This window comes from Aeromicrobium alkaliterrae, assembly GCF_039529015.1.
GTDB lineage: Bacteria > Actinomycetota > Actinomycetes > Propionibacteriales > Nocardioidaceae > Aeromicrobium > Aeromicrobium alkaliterrae.
On the sequence record NZ_BAAAME010000002.1, the window covers coordinates 451229 to 467714 of the forward strand.

General features: G+C 70.9%; 17 protein-coding genes. All 17 read left to right on the plus strand.

From position 1 onward, the window contains the following. A partial coding sequence (locus tag ABD127_RS03290; RefSeq protein ID WP_486303283.1) for an APC family permease occupies positions 1-704 on the plus strand: 704 nt, incomplete at its 5' end. 43 nt (positions 705-747) lie between these two features. Beyond that, positions 748-1995 carry a saccharopine dehydrogenase family protein gene (locus ABD127_RS03295; protein WP_344197687.1) on the plus strand — a complete coding sequence of 416 codons (1248 nt, stop codon included), beginning with the start codon at positions 748-750 and terminating at the stop codon, positions 1993-1995. Positions 1996-2049: 54 nt separating this feature from the next. Beyond that, positions 2050-3300: an MFS transporter gene (locus ABD127_RS03300; protein ID WP_344197689.1), complete on the plus strand. Its 1251-nt coding sequence runs from the start codon at positions 2050-2052 to the stop codon at positions 3298-3300. Continuing rightward, entirely contained in the window at positions 3284-4072 is a 789-nt protein-coding gene (locus ABD127_RS03305) for a MerR family transcriptional regulator (protein WP_344197691.1), read from the plus strand. The genes ABD127_RS03300 and ABD127_RS03305 overlap by 17 nt, the downstream gene beginning before the upstream one ends. Before the next feature lie 61 nt (positions 4073-4133). Then, on the plus strand, positions 4134-6107 hold the full coding sequence (gene thrS, locus ABD127_RS03310) for a threonine--tRNA ligase (protein ID WP_344197693.1): 1974 nt from the start codon (positions 4134-4136) through the stop codon (positions 6105-6107). Positions 6108-6265: 158 nt separating this feature from the next. Further along, positions 6266-6811 carry an HIT family protein gene (locus ABD127_RS03315; RefSeq protein WP_425545782.1) on the plus strand — a complete coding sequence of 182 codons (546 nt, stop codon included), beginning with the start codon at positions 6266-6268 and terminating at the stop codon, positions 6809-6811. Positions 6812-6833: 22 nt separating this feature from the next. Next, positions 6834-7472, plus strand: coding sequence for a phosphatidylinositol phosphate synthase (gene pgsA, locus ABD127_RS03320; protein ID WP_344197695.1), 639 nt, complete (start codon positions 6834-6836; stop codon positions 7470-7472). Between the two features lie 111 nt (positions 7473-7583). Continuing rightward, entirely contained in the window at positions 7584-8621 is a 1038-nt protein-coding gene (locus ABD127_RS03325) for an AurF N-oxygenase family protein (RefSeq protein WP_344197697.1), read from the plus strand. Between the two features lies 1 nt (position 8622). Next, positions 8623-10272 carry an FAD-dependent oxidoreductase gene (locus tag ABD127_RS03330; RefSeq protein ID WP_344197699.1) on the plus strand — a complete coding sequence of 550 codons (1650 nt, stop codon included), beginning with the start codon at positions 8623-8625 and terminating at the stop codon, positions 10270-10272. A gap of 9 nt (positions 10273-10281) precedes the next feature. Beyond that, complete coding sequence (gene pdxS / locus ABD127_RS03335) at positions 10282-11208, plus strand: pyridoxal 5'-phosphate synthase lyase subunit PdxS (protein WP_344197702.1); 927 nt, start codon at positions 10282-10284, stop codon at positions 11206-11208. Positions 11209-11526: 318 nt separating this feature from the next. After that, positions 11527-12066, plus strand: a complete 540-nt coding sequence (locus ABD127_RS03340) for an alternate-type signal peptide domain-containing protein (RefSeq protein WP_344197704.1) — start codon at positions 11527-11529, stop codon at positions 12064-12066. 77 nt (positions 12067-12143) lie between these two features. Next, on the plus strand, positions 12144-12728 hold the full coding sequence (locus ABD127_RS03345) for a signal peptidase I (protein ID WP_344197706.1): 585 nt from the start codon (positions 12144-12146) through the stop codon (positions 12726-12728). Then, positions 12725-13339, plus strand: a complete 615-nt coding sequence (locus ABD127_RS03350; protein WP_344197708.1) for a hypothetical protein — start codon at positions 12725-12727, stop codon at positions 13337-13339. The genes ABD127_RS03345 and ABD127_RS03350 overlap by 4 nt, the downstream gene beginning before the upstream one ends. Beyond that, the gene (locus ABD127_RS03355; protein ID WP_344197712.1) at positions 13332-13931 is read left to right on the plus strand and encodes a TasA family protein; all 600 of its coding nucleotides are present in this window, start codon (positions 13332-13334) and stop codon (positions 13929-13931) included. The genes ABD127_RS03350 and ABD127_RS03355 overlap by 8 nt, the downstream gene beginning before the upstream one ends. After that, on the plus strand, positions 13928-14968 hold the full coding sequence (locus ABD127_RS03360; protein WP_344197714.1) for a signal peptidase I: 1041 nt from the start codon (positions 13928-13930) through the stop codon (positions 14966-14968). Before ABD127_RS03355 ends, ABD127_RS03360 begins: the two co-directional genes overlap by 4 nt. Before the next feature lie 32 nt (positions 14969-15000). Continuing rightward, positions 15001-15597 (plus strand): pyridoxal 5'-phosphate synthase glutaminase subunit PdxT, encoded by a 597-nt coding sequence (gene pdxT, locus ABD127_RS03365; RefSeq protein WP_344197716.1) that lies wholly within the window; start codon positions 15001-15003, stop codon positions 15595-15597. A gap of 19 nt (positions 15598-15616) precedes the next feature. Beyond that, positions 15617-16381: a YebC/PmpR family DNA-binding transcriptional regulator gene (locus ABD127_RS03370; protein ID WP_344197718.1), complete on the plus strand. Its 765-nt coding sequence runs from the start codon at positions 15617-15619 to the stop codon at positions 16379-16381. The last annotated feature ends 105 nt before the right edge of the window (positions 16382-16486 follow it).

Here is a 16486-nt window from a genome sequence, read left to right on the forward strand (position 1 = left end):
GCTTCGTGACCGGTTACGACGACGACGACGCGCTCTTCGGTGCGATCGGCGACCTGGTCCTGGGGCCGCTCTCGTTCGTCCTGCTGCTCTCGATCATCACCTCGGGCATCGCCTCGACCCAGACCACGATTCTGCCCGCGTCCCGCGTGTCGCTCTCGATGGGCTCGGTCGGTGCGTTCCCGAAGATCTTCGCCAAGGTCGACCCGCGCTACGGGACGCCGGCGTTCAGCACGTGGTTCATCGGCATCGCCGCGATCGTCTGGTACGTCGGTGCCAGCGCCGTCAGCGACAACTTCCTGTTCGACTCGATCTCGGCGCTGTCGCTCATGATCGCCTTCTACTACGGCCTGACGGGGGTCGCCTGCGCGATCTACTGGCGCTCGCGGCTCTTCACGTCGGTCAAGGCCTTCCTGTTCATCGGCGTCGGCCCGCTCGTGGGCGCGGCGGTGCTGTTCTACCTGCTGTTCGAGTCGGTCAAGAGCCTGGCCGACCCGGACGCCTCCTACAGCGGCTCGTCGATCTTCGGCATGGGCCTGCCGCTCGCGATCGCGGTGTTCTTCCTCGGCCTGGGGTTCGTGCTGATGATCGCCTGGCGCTTCACGCTCGGCGCCGCGTTCTTCAGCCGCAAGGGCTTCGAGAACGTCTCCGACGAGGTCGCGTTCGCGGCCCTGGGGCCCACGCGCCCCGGCACCCCCTTGGAGTGAGCACGTCCACCTGCACGAGCACGACGAGGAACGAGGAACGGTCATGAGGATCCTGCTGGTCGGCGCCGGAGGCGTCGGTGCTGCCTTCACCGCGATCGCGGCACGTCGCGACTTCTTCGAGCTCGTGGTCGTCGCCGACTACGACCTGGCTCGGGCGGAGCGTGCCGTCGCGGCGCTCGAGGACCCACGGTTCGTCGCGGCCCAGGTCGACGCGTCGTCGGCCGACGCCGTCGCTGCGCTGTGCCGTGAGCACGGGGCCACGCACGTCATGAACGCGGTCGACCCGCGGTTCGTCATGGGGGTCTTCGAGGGCGCCTACGCGGCCGGCGCCGACTACCTCGACATGGCGATGTCGCTCTCGCGCCGGCACGCGGACGAGCCGTACGCCAAGGTCGGGGTCAAGCTCGGCGACGAGCAGTTCGCGCAGGCGGGGGAGTGGGAGTCGTCGGGCCGCCTCGCGCTCGTCGGCATGGGCGTCGAGCCCGGCCTGTCGGACGTGTTCGCGCGCTACGCCGCCGACCACCTGTTCTCCTCGATCACCGAGCTCGGCACCCGCGACGGCGCCAACCTCGCGGTGCACGACGAGGACGGCAACGAGCTGTTCGCGCCGTCCTTCTCGATCTGGACCACGATCGAGGAGTGCCTCAACCCGCCGGTGATCTACGAGAAGGCGCGCGCCGGCGAGCCTGACGGCGGCTGGTACACGACGCCGCCGTTCTCCGAGCCGGAGGTCTTCGAGTTCCCCGAGGGGATCGGACCCGTGGAGTGCGTCAACGTCGAGCACGAGGAGGTGCTGCTGATGCCGCGGTGGGTCGACGCGGAGCGCGTCACCTTCAAGTACGGCCTGGGCGAGGAGTTCATCTCGGTCCTCCGCGTGCTCAACACGCTGGGGCTCGACCGGACCGATCCCGTCACGGTGCCCTCGAGCGCCGGTCCGGTGCAGGTCTCGCCACGCGACCTGGTCGCCGCCTGCCTGCCCGACCCCGCCACGATCGGGCCGCGCATGACCGGCAAGACGTGCGCCGGGCTGTGGGTCACGGGCACGGGCAAGGACGGAGCCGAGCGGGAGGTGTACCTCTACCACGTGGTCGACAACGCCTGGTCGATGCAGGAGTACGGCCACCAGTGCGTCGTGTGGCAGACCGCGGTCAACCCCGTGGTCGCGCTCGAGCTCCTCGCCAACGGCACCTGGACGGGCTCGGGCGTCCTGGGACCGGAGGCGTTCGACTCGCTGCCGTTCCTGGAGCTGCTGACGGCGTACGGGAGCCCGTGGGGCATGGAGGACCGCTGACGCGCCGGGGCCGTCGCTTGCCTTGACGTAGCGTCAAGGTCGTTGGCTGGTCGCATGACCTCGCACCCGACCTCCCCGCCGCAGGCGGACCAGGCCGTCCGTCCGTCCGCCGTCCCGCTCTACGTCGGCGGCGGCGCGTTGTCGATGCTGGGCAACGCCTCGATCGGCATCGTCCTGCCGTGGCTCGTCATCGCCACGACCGGCGACCTGTCGACCACGGCGCTCGTCGCGACGGCCGCGGGCATCGCGGCGGTGCCGGCGAGCCTGCTGGGCGGTCGGCTCGCCGACCGGTTCGGCGCTCGGCGGGTCGCCGTCGCTGCCGACCTCGGGTCGGCGCTCGCCGTCGCCGGGCTCGCGGTCGTCGACGCCACGGTCGGGCTGACGGTCGGCTGGTTCGTCGCCCTCGGCGTGCTCGGCGCGTTGTTCGACGTGCCCGGCATGAGCGCGCGTCAGGCCCTGCTCGCCGACGTCGCCCGGGTGGGCGGCCGCCGCGTCGACGTCGTCGCCAGCGCCTACCAGACCGCGTTCTCGCTGTCGTTCCTCGTCGGGCCTGCGATGGCGGGCCTGCTCCTGGCGCACCTCGACCCCGTCGACGTCGTCTGGGTGACGGCGGCCTGCTCGGCGACCGCCGGTCTGCTCACGTGGTGCGTGCCGGTCGCGAACCCGTCGGTGGCCGGCGCCGACCCGCTGCCGGGCGGAGGCTGGGGCGCCCTGCGGCGCGACCCGCGCCTGGGCGCGACGCTCGTGATCGCGTTCGCCGCGACGTTCGTCACCGCCCCGCTGCTCAGCGTCGTGCTGCCCGGACACTTCGCGGACCTCGGTGAGCCGGGGTCGTACGGGGCGACCGTCTCGGCCTTCGCGGTGGGCACGATCGTCGGATCGATCCTGTTCGCGGTGCTGTCGCGGCGCTCGCGGCTGCTGGCCTACGTCGTCGGCATCGGGGCGATGACGACCGGCATGGTCGGGATCGCCGGCCTGGGCGGCGTGCTGGTCGTCGGCGGCGCGATGGCGGTCATGGGCGTGGGCTCCGGGCTCTACGGACCGGTCTGGAACGTGTTCGTCGCCGAGCAGGTCCCGAGCGAGGTGCGCGCCCGGGTCCTGGGCGTCATCAACGCCCTCGCCCTGGTCGCCGGGCCCCTCGGTCTCGGCGCCCTCACGCTCCTGCTGACCGTCGCCGACCTCGGTGTCGCGGCGGTCGCGACCGCCGCGGTGTGGGTCTGTGTCGGGGTCTTCGCGATCCTCAACCCGCACGCGCGCGCCGTCGCCGGGGACGGGCAGGATGGCGAGCATGCTGACGATCGGTGAGCTCGCGGCGTTCGTGGGCGTCTCGACCCGCACCGTGCGCTTCTACCACTCGCTCGGACTGCTGCCGGAGCCGTCGCGCGACGCGTCCGGCTACCGACGGTACGGCGCGGAGGACGTCGTCCGCCTCTCGCGGATCGTGGCACTCGCCTCGGCCGGGGTGCCGCTCGTCCGCGTCGGCGAGCTGCTCGAGGCGGGGGAGCAGGCGTTCGCCGACGGGGTCGCGGAGGTCGACGCCGACATCAGGGCGGAGATGCGGCGGCTGAAGGCCCTGCGCTCGACCCTGGCCGACCTCGACTCGCCCGACCGGCTCGCCCTGCCGCGGGTCCTCGCCGACGCGATCGAGACGATCCGGCGCGCCGGGGCACCGGGCCGCTACGTCGACCTCTACCGGGACTCGTGGATCCTCGCCCACGCGCTCTACCCGGCCGAGGTCCGTCGGTACCTCGAGCGCCAGTCCACGAGCACGTGGTCCGACCCGGCCTACCTCGACCTGCAGGTACGGATGCTGCTGCTGGCCGAGGCGCCGGCCGACGACCCACGCGTGGCGCAGCTCGCGGCGGACACGCTCGACTGGATGGCGGGGCAGGAGCAGGAGGACACGCTGGAGGACTACGGCGAGCTCTTCAGCGACGAGCGCGCCAACCGGATCATGACGGCGCAGTGGATCATGACGCCGGCCTGGGACCGGCTGAGCGAGCTGGTCCTGGCGGGGATGCAGGAGCGGGGCCTCGGGCCGTCGACCCCCGAGGACCCGGACCCGGCGCAGCGTTAGGCTGGCGGCAAGAGCGCTGCCCATTCGTGGGGGTGGCCCAGCTGAACACGAGGAGATCGCCATGTCCCTGAACGTCGTCGTCAACGGTGAGACCAGGGGCGTCGACCCCGGTACCAAGGCCTGGCAGCTGTTCAGCGAGACGCCCGACGTCATCGCGGCCCGCATCGACGGTGAGCTGCGCGACCTCAACGTCGACCTCGTCGACGGTCAGAGCGTCGAGGGGGTCGACATCGCGTCGCCCGACGGTCTCGACATCCTGCGCCACTCGACCGCGCACGTCATGGCGCAGGCCGTGCAGGAGCTGTTCCCGCAGGCGAAGCTCGGCATCGGGCCGCCCATCACCGACGGCTTCTACTACGACTTCGACGTGCCCGAGCCGTTCGTGCCCGAGGACCTCGTCAAGATCGAGGCCCGGATGAAGAAGATCGTCAAGGAGGGGCAGAAGTTCTCCCGCCGCGAGATCGACGACGACGCCGCCCGCGCCGAGCTGGCCGACGAGCCGTACAAGCTCGAGCTGATCGGGCTGAAGTCGTCCGCCGGCGATGCCGCGGAGGGCGCGAGCGTCGAGGTCGGTGACGGCGGGCTCAGCATCTACGACAACCTCAAGCGCGACGGCTCGCTGGCCTGGAAGGACCTGTGCCGCGGCCCGCACCTGCCCACCACCAAGCGCATCCCCGCGTTCACGCTGATGCGCTCGGCGGCGGCCTACTGGCGCGGCAACGAGAAGAACAAGCAGCTGCAGCGCATCTACGGCACCGCCTGGCCCTCCAAGGAGGCGCTCGACGAGCACCTGCACCGCATCGAGGAGGCGCAGCGCCGCGACCACCGACGTCTCGGCACCGAGCTCGACCTCTACAGCTTCCCCGACGAGATCGGGTCGGGCCTGCCGGTGTTCCACCCCAAGGGTGGCGTCATCAAGCGGGAGATGGAGGACTACGTCCGCGCCCGCCACATCGAGGAGGGCTTCGAGTACGTCGGCACCCCGCACATCGCCAACGAGCAGCTCTTCTACACCTCGGGCCACCTGCCGTACTACGGCGAGGGCATGTTCCCGGCGCTCGACGTCGACGGTCAGGACTACCGCCTCAAGGCGATGAACTGCCCGATGCACAACCTGATCTTCCGGTCGCGCCAGCGCTCGTACCGCGAGCTGCCGCTGCGCCTGTTCGAGTTCGGGCACGTGTACCGCAACGAGAAGTCGGGCGTGATCCACGGCCTGACCCGCGTGCGCGGGTTCGCGCAGGACGACTCGCACTCCTACGTGACCCCGGAGCAGGCGCCCGACGAGATCCGTCACCTGTTGAACTTCGTGCTGAGCCTGCTGCGCGACTTCGGGATGGACGACTTCTACCTCGAGCTGTCGACCCGCGACGACTCCAAGCCCGACAAGTTCATCGGGTCGGACGAGGACTGGGCGACCGCCACGAAGGTGCTCGAGGACGTGTGTCTCGAGACCGGGCTCGAGCTCGTGCCCGACCCGGGCGGCGCCGCGTACTACGGCCCCAAGGTCTCGGTGCAGGCGCGCGACGCGATCGGCCGCACCTGGCAGATGTCGACGATCCAGTACGACTTCAACATGCCGTCGGCCGAGCGCTTCGACCTGGAGTACATCGCCCCGGACGGCTCGCGCCAGAAGCCGGTCATGATCCACTCGGCCAAGTTCGGCTCGATCGAGCGGTTCATGGGCGTGCTCGTCGAGCACTACGCCGGCGCGTTCCCTCCGTGGCTCGCGCCGGTGCAGGCCGTCGGCATCCCCGTCGCCGAGCGCCACACCGAGCACCTGCGGGCGCTGGGGGACCGGCTCAAGGCCGCCGGCATCCGCTTCGAGCTCGACGAGAGCGACGAGCGGATGCAGAAGAAGATCCGCAACGCCCAGACGCAGAAGATTCCCTTCATGCTGCTCGCGGGCGACACCGACGTCGAGGGGGGAGCGGTCTCGTTCCGCTTCCGCAGCGGCGAGCAGGAGAACGGCGTCCCGCTCGACGACGCCGTCGCCCGCATCGTCGAATCCGTCCGCTCCCGCACCCAGGTCTGACCCGCCGGGCGGTGAGTCTGTCGGCCTTCGACCGGCGGGCGGTGAGCTGGTCGGCCTTGCGCGCCTGTGAAGGCCGACAGACTCACCGCCGGCTCGGCGACAGCCGACAGACTCACCGCTCCACGGGGTGAGGTGTGCCACGCACTAGGGTGGCCGACGTGATCGAGGGACCCGACCGGCTGCAGCGCCTCTGGACGCCGTACCGCATGTCGTACGTGCGCGGCGAGGAGTCCGAGCCCCAGGTGGGCGACGAGCTGCCGCTCGCCGAGGGAGCCGACCCGGCGTGCCCGTTCTGCCGCATCGCGGCCGGGGGAGCGCAGTCCGAGCTCGTCGTGCACCGCGGCGAGACGTGCTTCGTCGTCCTCAACCTCTACCCGTACAACCCCGGCCACCTCATGGTCGTGCCCCACCGGCACGTCGCCGACTACACCGAGCTGACCGAGCCCGAGACGTCCGAGGTCGCCGCGCTCACCCAGCAGGCCCTGCGGGCGATCCGGCAGGTCTCGCAGCCGCACGGGTTCAACGTCGGGCTGAACCTCGGCGGGGTCGCGGGCGGCTCGCTCTCGCAGCACCTCCACCAGCACGTCGTCCCGCGCTGGTCGGGCGACGCGAACTTCATGACCGTCCTGGGGCAGACCAAGACCCTGCCCCAGCTGCTCGAGGACACGCGCGACCTGCTGGCCGCCGCCTGGTCCGACTCCTGACTCTCCCGAAGGGCCACCCCGCATGCTCGAACGCTTCCGTCAGTTCTGGACCGGCCTCCTGTCGCACCCGGCCAACCTGCTGTTGAAGTGGGGCGTCAAGCCTGACCAGGTCACGCTGGTGGGCACCGCCGGCGTCGTGTTCGGTGCCCTCTTCTTCTTCCCTCGAGGCGAGCTCTTCTGGGGCGTCATGTTCATCACGGCGTTCGTGTTCAGCGACCTCATGGACGGCTACATGGCACGCCAGCTCGGGAAGCCGAGCAAGTGGGGAGCGTTCCTCGACTCGACGCTCGACCGGGTCGGGGACGCCGCGATCTTCGGCGGCCTGGCGATCTACTACGTCTCGGTGCACGCCGAGGCCGACCTGGGGGAGGTGCGCTGGTACTTCTACCTGAGCCTGGCGTGCCTCGTGCTCGGCAACCTCACCTCCTACGCGCGGGCCCGCGCCGAGAGCCTCGGCATGCAGGCCAAGGGTGGCATCGCCGAGCGGGCCGACCGACTCGTCGCGATCCTGGTCATGACGGGGTTCAACGGCCTGCTCGGGTGGGACTTCCTGACCGAGATCACGCTGTGGGTGCTGGCCGTCGCGAGCCTCGTGACGGTCTTCCAGCGCATGGCGATCGTGCACCGCCAGGCCGTGCAGGATCCCGGCCTCCCGGGCTGACGCCCCGACCGGCTGGCGGCATCGTCGCAGGTCAGCAGCCGTGCGACACGCCACACGACCTATGTGACATCGCCGTTGACACATAGGTCGTGACGTGCACATACTGTGGGTATGACCGTGACTGACGCGCACGACCTCGACCAGACCCAGGACGATCTGCCCGGCCTCAGCAAGGCGGAGTACAACCAGACCCTGCAGCAGCTCTCGCAGGCGTCGGTCGATCGTCACTTCAACGCGTTCATCGACATCCCCTGGGACCATCCCGACTTCCAGGTCGACCCCACCGACGAGCGCTGGATCCTGCCCGACGGCATCGACCCGCTCGGCTCGCACTCCTGGTACAAGGCGCTGCCCGTCGAGCGCCAGATCGAGATCGGCATGTGGCGCCAGGCCAACATCCTCAAGGTCGGTCTGCAGTTCGAGAACATCCTGATCCGCGGCATCATGCAGTACGTCTTCACCCAGCCCAACGGGTCGGCCGAGTTCCGGTACCTCACCCACGAGGCGACCGAGGAGTGCCACCACACGCAGATGTTCCAGCAGTGCGTCAACCGCATCGGTGCCGACGTGCCGGGCATGCGCCGCTGGATGCGCGCGATCTCCGGGTTCCTGCCGCTCGTGGCCTCACGGTTCCCGGTCGGCTTCTTCATCGGCGTGCTCGCGGGCGAGGAGCCCATCGACCACACCCAGAAGCAGATCCTGCGCGGTTCGAAGCAGCTGCCCCCGGTGCTCTCGCGGATCATGCAGATCCACGTCGCCGAGGAGGCACGCCACATCTCCTTCGCGCACGCGTTCATCATGCGCAACGGTCCGAAGCTCGGCCGCGTTGAGCGCTGGGTCATCGCGATGCTCTACCCCGTCATCATGCGGGTGCTGGGCGACGCGATCCTGATCCCGCCGAAGGAGATGCGCACGAAGCTCGGCGTCCCCAAGGAGGTCCTCGACGAGCTGTACTGGGACAGCCCGGAGTCGCAGGAGTTCCTGGCCGACCTGTTCAGCGACGTGCGGATGCTGGCCGAGGAGTCGGGCCTGATGACGCGCTCGTCGCGTCGCGTGTGGCGCTGGCTCAAGATCGACGGCCGGTCCTCGCGCTACCGCAGCGAGCCCTCGGCCGCACTGGTCGACGCCGTCTCGGTCGACGCCGCCTGACGTGCCCCACGTCGTCACGCAGCCGTGCTGCGGCGATGCCGCCTGCGCCTTCGCCTGCCCGGTCAACTGCATCCACCCCACACCGGACGAGCCCGACTTCGCGACGGCCGAGATGGTCTACATCGACCCGACCTCGTGCGTCGACTGCGGCGCGTGCGTGCGCGCCTGCCCGGTGGGAGCCATCAAGCCGCACACCAAGCTGGACGACGACGAGCTCGTGTTCATGGAGCTCAACGCGCTGTTCCACGCGGGATCGGACGCCGGCAACGGCCTGGAGTCGGCCACCCGGCCGGCCCAGGCGCCCGTGCCGCCGGTCGTGCGCATCCCGGAGCGCGCGCAGCTCAGCGTCGCGATCGTCGGCGCCGGGCCGGCAGCCCTGTACGCCGCCGACGAGCTGCTGAAGCAGCGCGGGGTCGACGTCACGGTGCTCGACCGGCTGCCCACGCCGCACGGACTCGTGCGGGCCGGCGTGGCGCCCGACCACCAGCACACCAAGGACATCGGGAAGCTGTTCTCGCAGATCGAGGCCCAGTCCGGCTTCGAGTACCGCCTCGGCGTCGAGGTCGGCACCGACGTGAGCCACGACGAGGTGCTCGCGGGCTACGACGCCGTGATCTACGCGACCGGCGCCTCGCGCGACCGCCGGATCGGCATCGCGGGGGAGGACCTGCCGGGCAACGCCACCGCGACGCACGTCGTGGCCTGGTACAACGGCCACCCCGACCACGTCGAGACCCCGCTCGACCTGACGGCCGACCGGGTCGTCGTGGTGGGCAACGGCAACGTGGCCCTGGACGTCGCCCGCGTGCTGCTGAGCGACCCGGCCGAGCTCGCCCGCACCGACATCGCCGACCACGCCCTGGAGGCGCTGCGCGCCAGCGAGGTGCGAGAGGTGGTCCTCGTCGCCCGGCGCGGACCCGCCGAGGCCGCGTTCACGGTGCCCGAGATGGTCGGTCTGCTGACCCACCCCGACCTCGACGTCGTCGTGCCGCAGCAGGAGCTGCTCAGCGGCGACGACACCAAGTCGCGTCTGCTGCGCGAGGGCTCGGTCGCCACGATCGACCCCGATCGGCGCCGCGTCGTGCTGCGCTTCCTCTCGGCGCCCGACGAGATCCTCGGCACCGACCGGGTGGAGGGCCTGCGCGTCACGCGCACCCGGCTCGAGACAGGCCCCGACGGCACCGTGCGGGCCGTGCCCACCGACGAGCGCGAGGTCATCGCCACCTCCACCGTGCTCCGGTCGGTCGGGTACCGCTCCGACCCGATCCCGGGGGTGCCGTTCGACGCCCAGGCCCATCGCATCCCCAACGTCGGCGGTCGCGTGCTGACCGAGCCCGGCGGCGACCTGCTGCCGCGCACCTACGTCGTCGGCTGGGCCAAGCGCGGGCCGACCGGGTTCATCGGCACCAACAAGTCGTGCTCGCTCGAGACCGTCAACGCCCTGCTGACCGACGTCGCCACCGGACGCGTCGTCCCGCACCGGGGCGAACGGGCCGTCCTGGCCGACGGCGCGGCCCTCGACCTCGCCGACTGGAAGGTGCTCGACGCGTTCGAGCGGCGGTCCGGCCGTGCCGACGGCCGACCGCGTCGCAAGGTCACCGACCGTCTCAGGATGGTGGACGTCGTGAGGTCCGGCCAGGCCGCTCGATAGACTCGCGCAGTGAGCACCGAACAGAGCACCAGCGTCCCGAACGAGAGCGGCCCCCAGGAGTCCGGCACCGTCCGCGTGAAGCGCGGCATGGCCGAGATGCTGAAGGGCGGCGTCATCATGGACGTCGTCGACGCGACGCAGGCGAAGATCGCCGAGGACGCGGGCGCGGTGGCCGTCATGGCGCTCGAGCGGGTGCCGGCCGACATCCGTGCGCAGGGCGGTGTGGCCCGGGCGTCGGACCCGGACCTGATCGACGGCATCATCGAGGCCGTCTCGATCCCGGTCATGGCCAAGGCCCGCATCGGCCACTTCGCGGAGGCGCAGATCCTGCAGTCCCTCGGGGTGGACTACGTCGACGAGTCCGAGGTCCTCACGCCGGCCGACTACGCCAACCACATCGACAAGTGGGCCTTCAACGTGCCGTTCGTGTGCGGGGCGACGAACCTGGGTGAGGCGCTGCGGCGGATCACCGAGGGTGCGGCGTTCATCCGCTCCAAGGGCGAGGCCGGCACGGGCGACGTGTCCAACGCGGTCACGCACATCCGCAAGATCACCGGCGAGATCCGCAAGCTCCAGGGGCTGCGTGACGACGAGCTGTACGTCGCGGCCAAGGGGCTGCAGGCGCCGTTCGAACTGGTCAAGGAGATCGCCACGACCGGCAAGCTGCCCGTCGTGCTGTTCACCGCCGGCGGCATCGCGACCCCGGCCGACGCCGCGCTGGTCATGCAGCTGGGCTCGGAGGGCGTGTTCGTGGGCTCGGGCATCTTCAAGTCCGGCAACCCGCAGCAGCGCGCCGAGGCCATCGTCAAGGCCACCACGTTCTACGACGACCCCGACGTCGTCGCGAAGGTCTCGCGCGGCCTGGGCGACGCGATGGTCGGCATCAACGTCTCCGACATCCCCGAGCCCCACCGCCTCGAGACGCGGGGCTGGTAGAGCGCGCGACTCCTTCGTCGTCGCACCACCGGCTCGTTCCTCGCCGGTGCCGGGCTTCGCCCGGGGCGCTTGCCTCGCTGCGCTCGGCCGGTGGTCGGCTCGGGTGCCGGGCTTCGCCCGGCCTGGGCCTTGCCGGGGACCTGAACAAAAGTCGTGCTTCTGCTTGCGTCTGACCCGGTCCAGGCGAACGATGTGAGGTACACCACATGTCGCGGTGGCGAAATCGGGAGGGGAAAGTCGCGTCATGACCTTCGACCTGGCCCGTCTCTCGTGTGCCACGCCGCCTCGGCGTGTTCAACACTCACACTGGAGCAGCACATGAAGAAGTCCACCAAGGGCGCGCTCGCGGCAGGCGCCGCGGCCGTCATCCTCCTCGGCGGCGCTGGCACGCTGGCGTACTGGACCGCCGACACCACGATCGACGGCGGCGACATCAACTCCGGGCAGCTCTTGCTCTCGGCTGCGGACTGTGGCGACGAGTGGACGCTCGACACCGGCGAGGACGCGCCCGGCGCCGAGTTCATCCCGGGCACGACGCTGATCGTCCCCGGCGACGTCATCACCAAGACCTGCGAGTTCGACATCACGGCGACCGGCGATCACCTGCGTGCCACGCTCGCGCCGAGCGACGCCGAGTTCTCCTCGCCGGCCAACGCGCTGTCGGACGACCTGACGATCGACGCGACCTACACGATCGGCGGCGTCGCGGCGCCCGCGGAGATCACCGAGGCCAACGACGGCGACACCGTGGTGGCGGTCGTCTCGGTGACGTTCGACAGCGCGTCGACCAACGAGTCGCAGGACCTCGCGGCGACGCTCGACACGATCACGATCACGGCCACCCAGGTCCACAACTGATCGCAGCTGCTCCGGTTGTCCGCGCCGGGGCCGGCACCTCCGAGGTGCCGCCCCGGCCGGACCGAGCCGCACCCGCCATGACACGACGCGCACACGCCGCCCCCACGCTCCTCGGATGGGCCGGCCAGGTCATCGCCTGGTTCGTCATCCTCGGAGTGCTGGCCGTGCTGTGCGCCGCCGTGCTCGTGCCGCGCGTGGCCGGCGCCACGCCGTACACGGTGCTGACGGGATCGATGAAGCCTGGCATGCCCCCGGGCACCCTCGTGGTCGTCAAGCCGGTCGACGTCGACGACATCGGCGTGGGCGACGTCATCACCTACCAGCTCGAGTCGGGCCGACCCACCGTCGTGACGCACCGCGTCGTCGGTCTCGGGTTCGACAAGAACGGCGACCGGATCTTCCAGACCCAGGGAGACGCCAACTCGGCACCGGACGCCGCAACGGTACTGCCGGTCCAGATCCGCGGGGAGCGCTGGTACAGCGTCCCCCACCTCGGGCGCCTCACGACCCTCGTGAACGGCTCCGAGCGCACGATCCTGACGGGCGTCGTCGTCGTGGTCCTCCTGGGCTACGCCGCCACGATGTTCGTCTCCGCCGCCCGTGACCGTCGCGAGGCGGCAGCACCGAGACGCCAGGCCAGGAACAAGGAGGAGGTGCCGTGATGCGCAGGTCCGTCGCCGCGTCCATCGCGCTCCTGCTGCTCGTGGCCGTCCCGTCGGCCGCCGCCGCGCAGGACACCCGCATCGGCCTGAGCCGTGACGGGGTCACCTGGACCGGCACGCTCGCCTCCCCGCTGTTCGACCCCGACTTCCACTGGGTGCCCGGCGACGAGCAGGTCCGGACGTTCTACGTCCGGAACGAGAGCGTCGATCCTGCTGTGCTCTCGGTCGAGGTGCTCGGCAGCACGTCCGACTCCCTGGTCGAGACCGGCGACCTGACGATCTCGGCACGAGGCGGCGACGGTCCGTGGCACGACGTCTCCACGCCCGGCAACCACACCCTCGTGAGCGAGGTCGGGGCCGCCTCCGGTCAGCCCCGCCGGGTCGACGTGGCGGTCGCGTTCGACCCGACCTCGACCAACCCGTCCCAGGTCCGCCAGCTCGACCTCGACCTGCGGGTCACCCTGCGCCAGGACGGCGTCGGCGGATCCGGCTCCGGATCCCTCCCGACGACCGGCGGGCCCGCCGCCGTCTGGGCCGTCATCGGCCTGTTCCTCATCGCCCTCGGCATCGCCACGACGCGCACGCGTCAGAAGGAGAACCACCATGTCTGACCACCGCACCGCGCGGCGACCCCGCTCGGGTCGCGTCCGTGCCTTCCTGGCCCTGGGCGTCGCCCTCGGCATCGGTGCCACGGGCACGCTGGCGGCCTGGACCGACGACGTCGCCATCAGCGGCACGACGTTCACGTCGGGCTCGCTCGACCTGCGCGTGAACGACCAGGACGCCATCACGGCGTACACGTCGCTCAACCTGAGCAACATGGTGCCGGGCGAGTCGGTCGCGGCCGTGCTCACGGTCAAGAACCAGGGCACCTCCACGCTCAAGTGGACCGCGACGAAGTCGACGACCAACACGGTCACCGGCAAGGACCTGGCGGCCGCGCTCGACGTCAAGATCACGAGCGCCGCGGCGATCTCCGGCACCGGCCGTGCGCTGACGTGCGGCGGAACCGTGATCGCCAACTCGGCGACCACGCTGGCCACCGGCTCCAACACCTTCATCCCGACGGGCCGCACCCTCGCCGCGAGCGCCACGGAGCCCATCTGCGTGCAGGTGACGCTCAACGCCAACGCGTCGACGACCCTGCAGAGCGCCGGGACGACCGCCACCTTCACCTTCACGGGAACGTCGGACCTGTCGTGACGCGCCGAGGATTCCGCAGCACCGCCCGGGAGGTCTTCCTGACCTCCGGGGCGGTGCTCGGCGTCCTCTGCATCCTGGCGACCGTCGCGGGGGTCGCGTTCGGCCTCGTCCCGCTCGTGTTCCGGTCGGGGTCGATGTCCCCGGCGATCCAGACGGGGGACCTCGCGATCTCCCGCACGGTGCCGGCCAGCGAGGTCGAGCGGGGCGACGTCGTCTCGGTCATCGCCTCCACGGGCAGCCGGGTCACCCACCGCGTCGTCAACGTCGCCGAGAACGGGGAGCAGCGACAGCTGACCCTCAAGGGTGACGACAACGCCGACCCCGACGCCGAGGTCTACACCGTGACCTCGGTCGAGCGTGTCTGGTTCTCGATCCCGAAGGCCGGCTACGTCGTCGACGCGGCGACGAGCCCGGCCGGGATCTTCGTGCTGGGCCTGTACGTCGCCGGGATGCTCGTCCTGGTGTTCCGTCGTCGCCCCGCCGCAGGGGACTCCGGGCCCGACGACGCGGCTCCCAGCGGTGGTCGACGCAAGGGAGCGCGCTCCGCTCCGCGCGCCTCGCGCTCGACCGGCACGCGTCGCGCGCGCCGCGTCTCCGTCGTCGTGGTGGTCACGGCCACGGTGGCCCTGCTCGGCACGAGCCCCGGGTGGGCCGCGGCGTGGACCGACAGCGTCCCGTTCAACGTCACGGGCGCTCCTGCGACCTGGACGGCGCTGACGGTGCCGGCACCGACCAACGGGGCGTGCAGCAGCCAGGCCGCCGGCGCCGTCATCTCCTGGACCTCCGCCGGCACCGGCTACAGCTACCGCGTGACGGTCACGAACGCGTCCACCGGGGCGGAGGTCACCTCGACCACCACGACCGGGACGTCGGCGACGATGTCCACGGCGTTGCTCGGCAACCTGGCGTCGACCAACCTCGTGGCGACCGCGAGGGCGTACCCCACCGCGGCGACCACGTGGCTGTCGACAGGGTCGGTCGCGCAGAACTTCCGCGCACGGACCCTGGGGCTCGGCACCGTCTGCGGACACCTCTGAGACCTCGACGCCGGCGTCACTACCCTGATCCGGTGACTTCCAGCCCCACGATCGGCGTGTTCGCCCTGCAGGGCGACGTCCGCGAGCACCTGCACGCCCTCGAGCGGCTCGGTGCGCGCACCCTGCGGGTGCGACGTCCCGAGGAGCTCGCCCAGTGCGACGGTCTCGTGCTCCCGGGTGGCGAGTCGACCACGATGTTCAAGCTCGCCCGGACCTTCGACCTGTTCGAGCCCATCGTCGAGCGGATCGCGGACGGGATGCCGACGTTCGGCACGTGCGCCGGGATGATCATGCTGGCCGATCGCGTCAAGGACGGGACCCGCGACCAGGAGACGTTCGGCGGGCTCGACGTGACGGTCCGCCGCAACGCGTTCGGGCGCCAGGTCGACTCCTTCGAGGGCGACCTCGACGTCGCGGGCCTGGCCGACCCGGTGCACGCGGTCTTCATCCGCGCGCCGTGGATCGAGCAGGCGGGGGAGTCGGTCGAGGTGCTGGCTTCGGTCGCGGTGGCGGGCGCGGATAGGATCGTGGCGGTTCGACAGGGCCACCTGCTCGCCACCGCCTTCCACCCGGAGGTCGGTGACGACGACCGGGTGCACGGTCTCTTCGTCGACCTCGTCACGCAGTAGAGAACAGAGGGGACGCGCCATGTCAGGGCACTCCAAGTGGGCGACCACGAAGCACAAGAAGGCCGTCGTCGACGCCAAGCGCGGCAAGATGTTCGCCAAGCTCATCAAGAACATCGAGGTCGCGGCGCGCACCGGCGGGCCCGATCCTGACGGCAACCCCACGCTCTACGACGCGATCCAGAAGGCCAAGAAGTCCTCGGTCCCCAACGACAACATCGACCGCGCGGTCAAGCGCGGCGGTGGCATCGGCGACGAGGCCGTCGACTACACCACGATCATGTACGAGGGGTACGGCCCCAACGGCATCGCGATGCTGGTGGAGTGCCTCACGGACAACAAGAACCGCGCCGCGATGGAGGTGCGCACCGCGATGACCCGCAACGGCGGCACGATGGCCGACCCGGGCTCGGTGTCGTACCTGTTCCACCGCAAGGGCGTCATCATCGTGCCCGCCGAGCAGGAGGGCGGCGCCACCACCGAGGACGACATCCTGCTGGCCGTGCTCGAGGCCGGCGCCGACGAGGTCAACGACCTCGACGGCGCGTTCGAGGTCGTGTGCGAGCCGACCGACCTGGTGGCGGTCCGCACGGCGCTGCAGGAGGCGGGGCTGGACTACGACTCCGCCGACGCCTCGTTCGTGCCGTCGGTGCAGGTCGAGGTCGACGTCGACGGCGCGACCAAGGTGCTCAAGCTGATCGACGCGCTGGAGGACTGCGACGACGTGCAGAACGTCTTCGCCAACTTCGACGCCAGCGACGAGGTCATGGAGCAGGCCCAGGCCTGAGGCCCCGGGTCTCCCGCCCCGTGAGGTGCGAGGGCCGCCTGCGGTGCGAGCCTCGACGCCACACGTGGCGGGTGCGGCGTTCGGGCGTGTCGTCCGCCCAGGTGT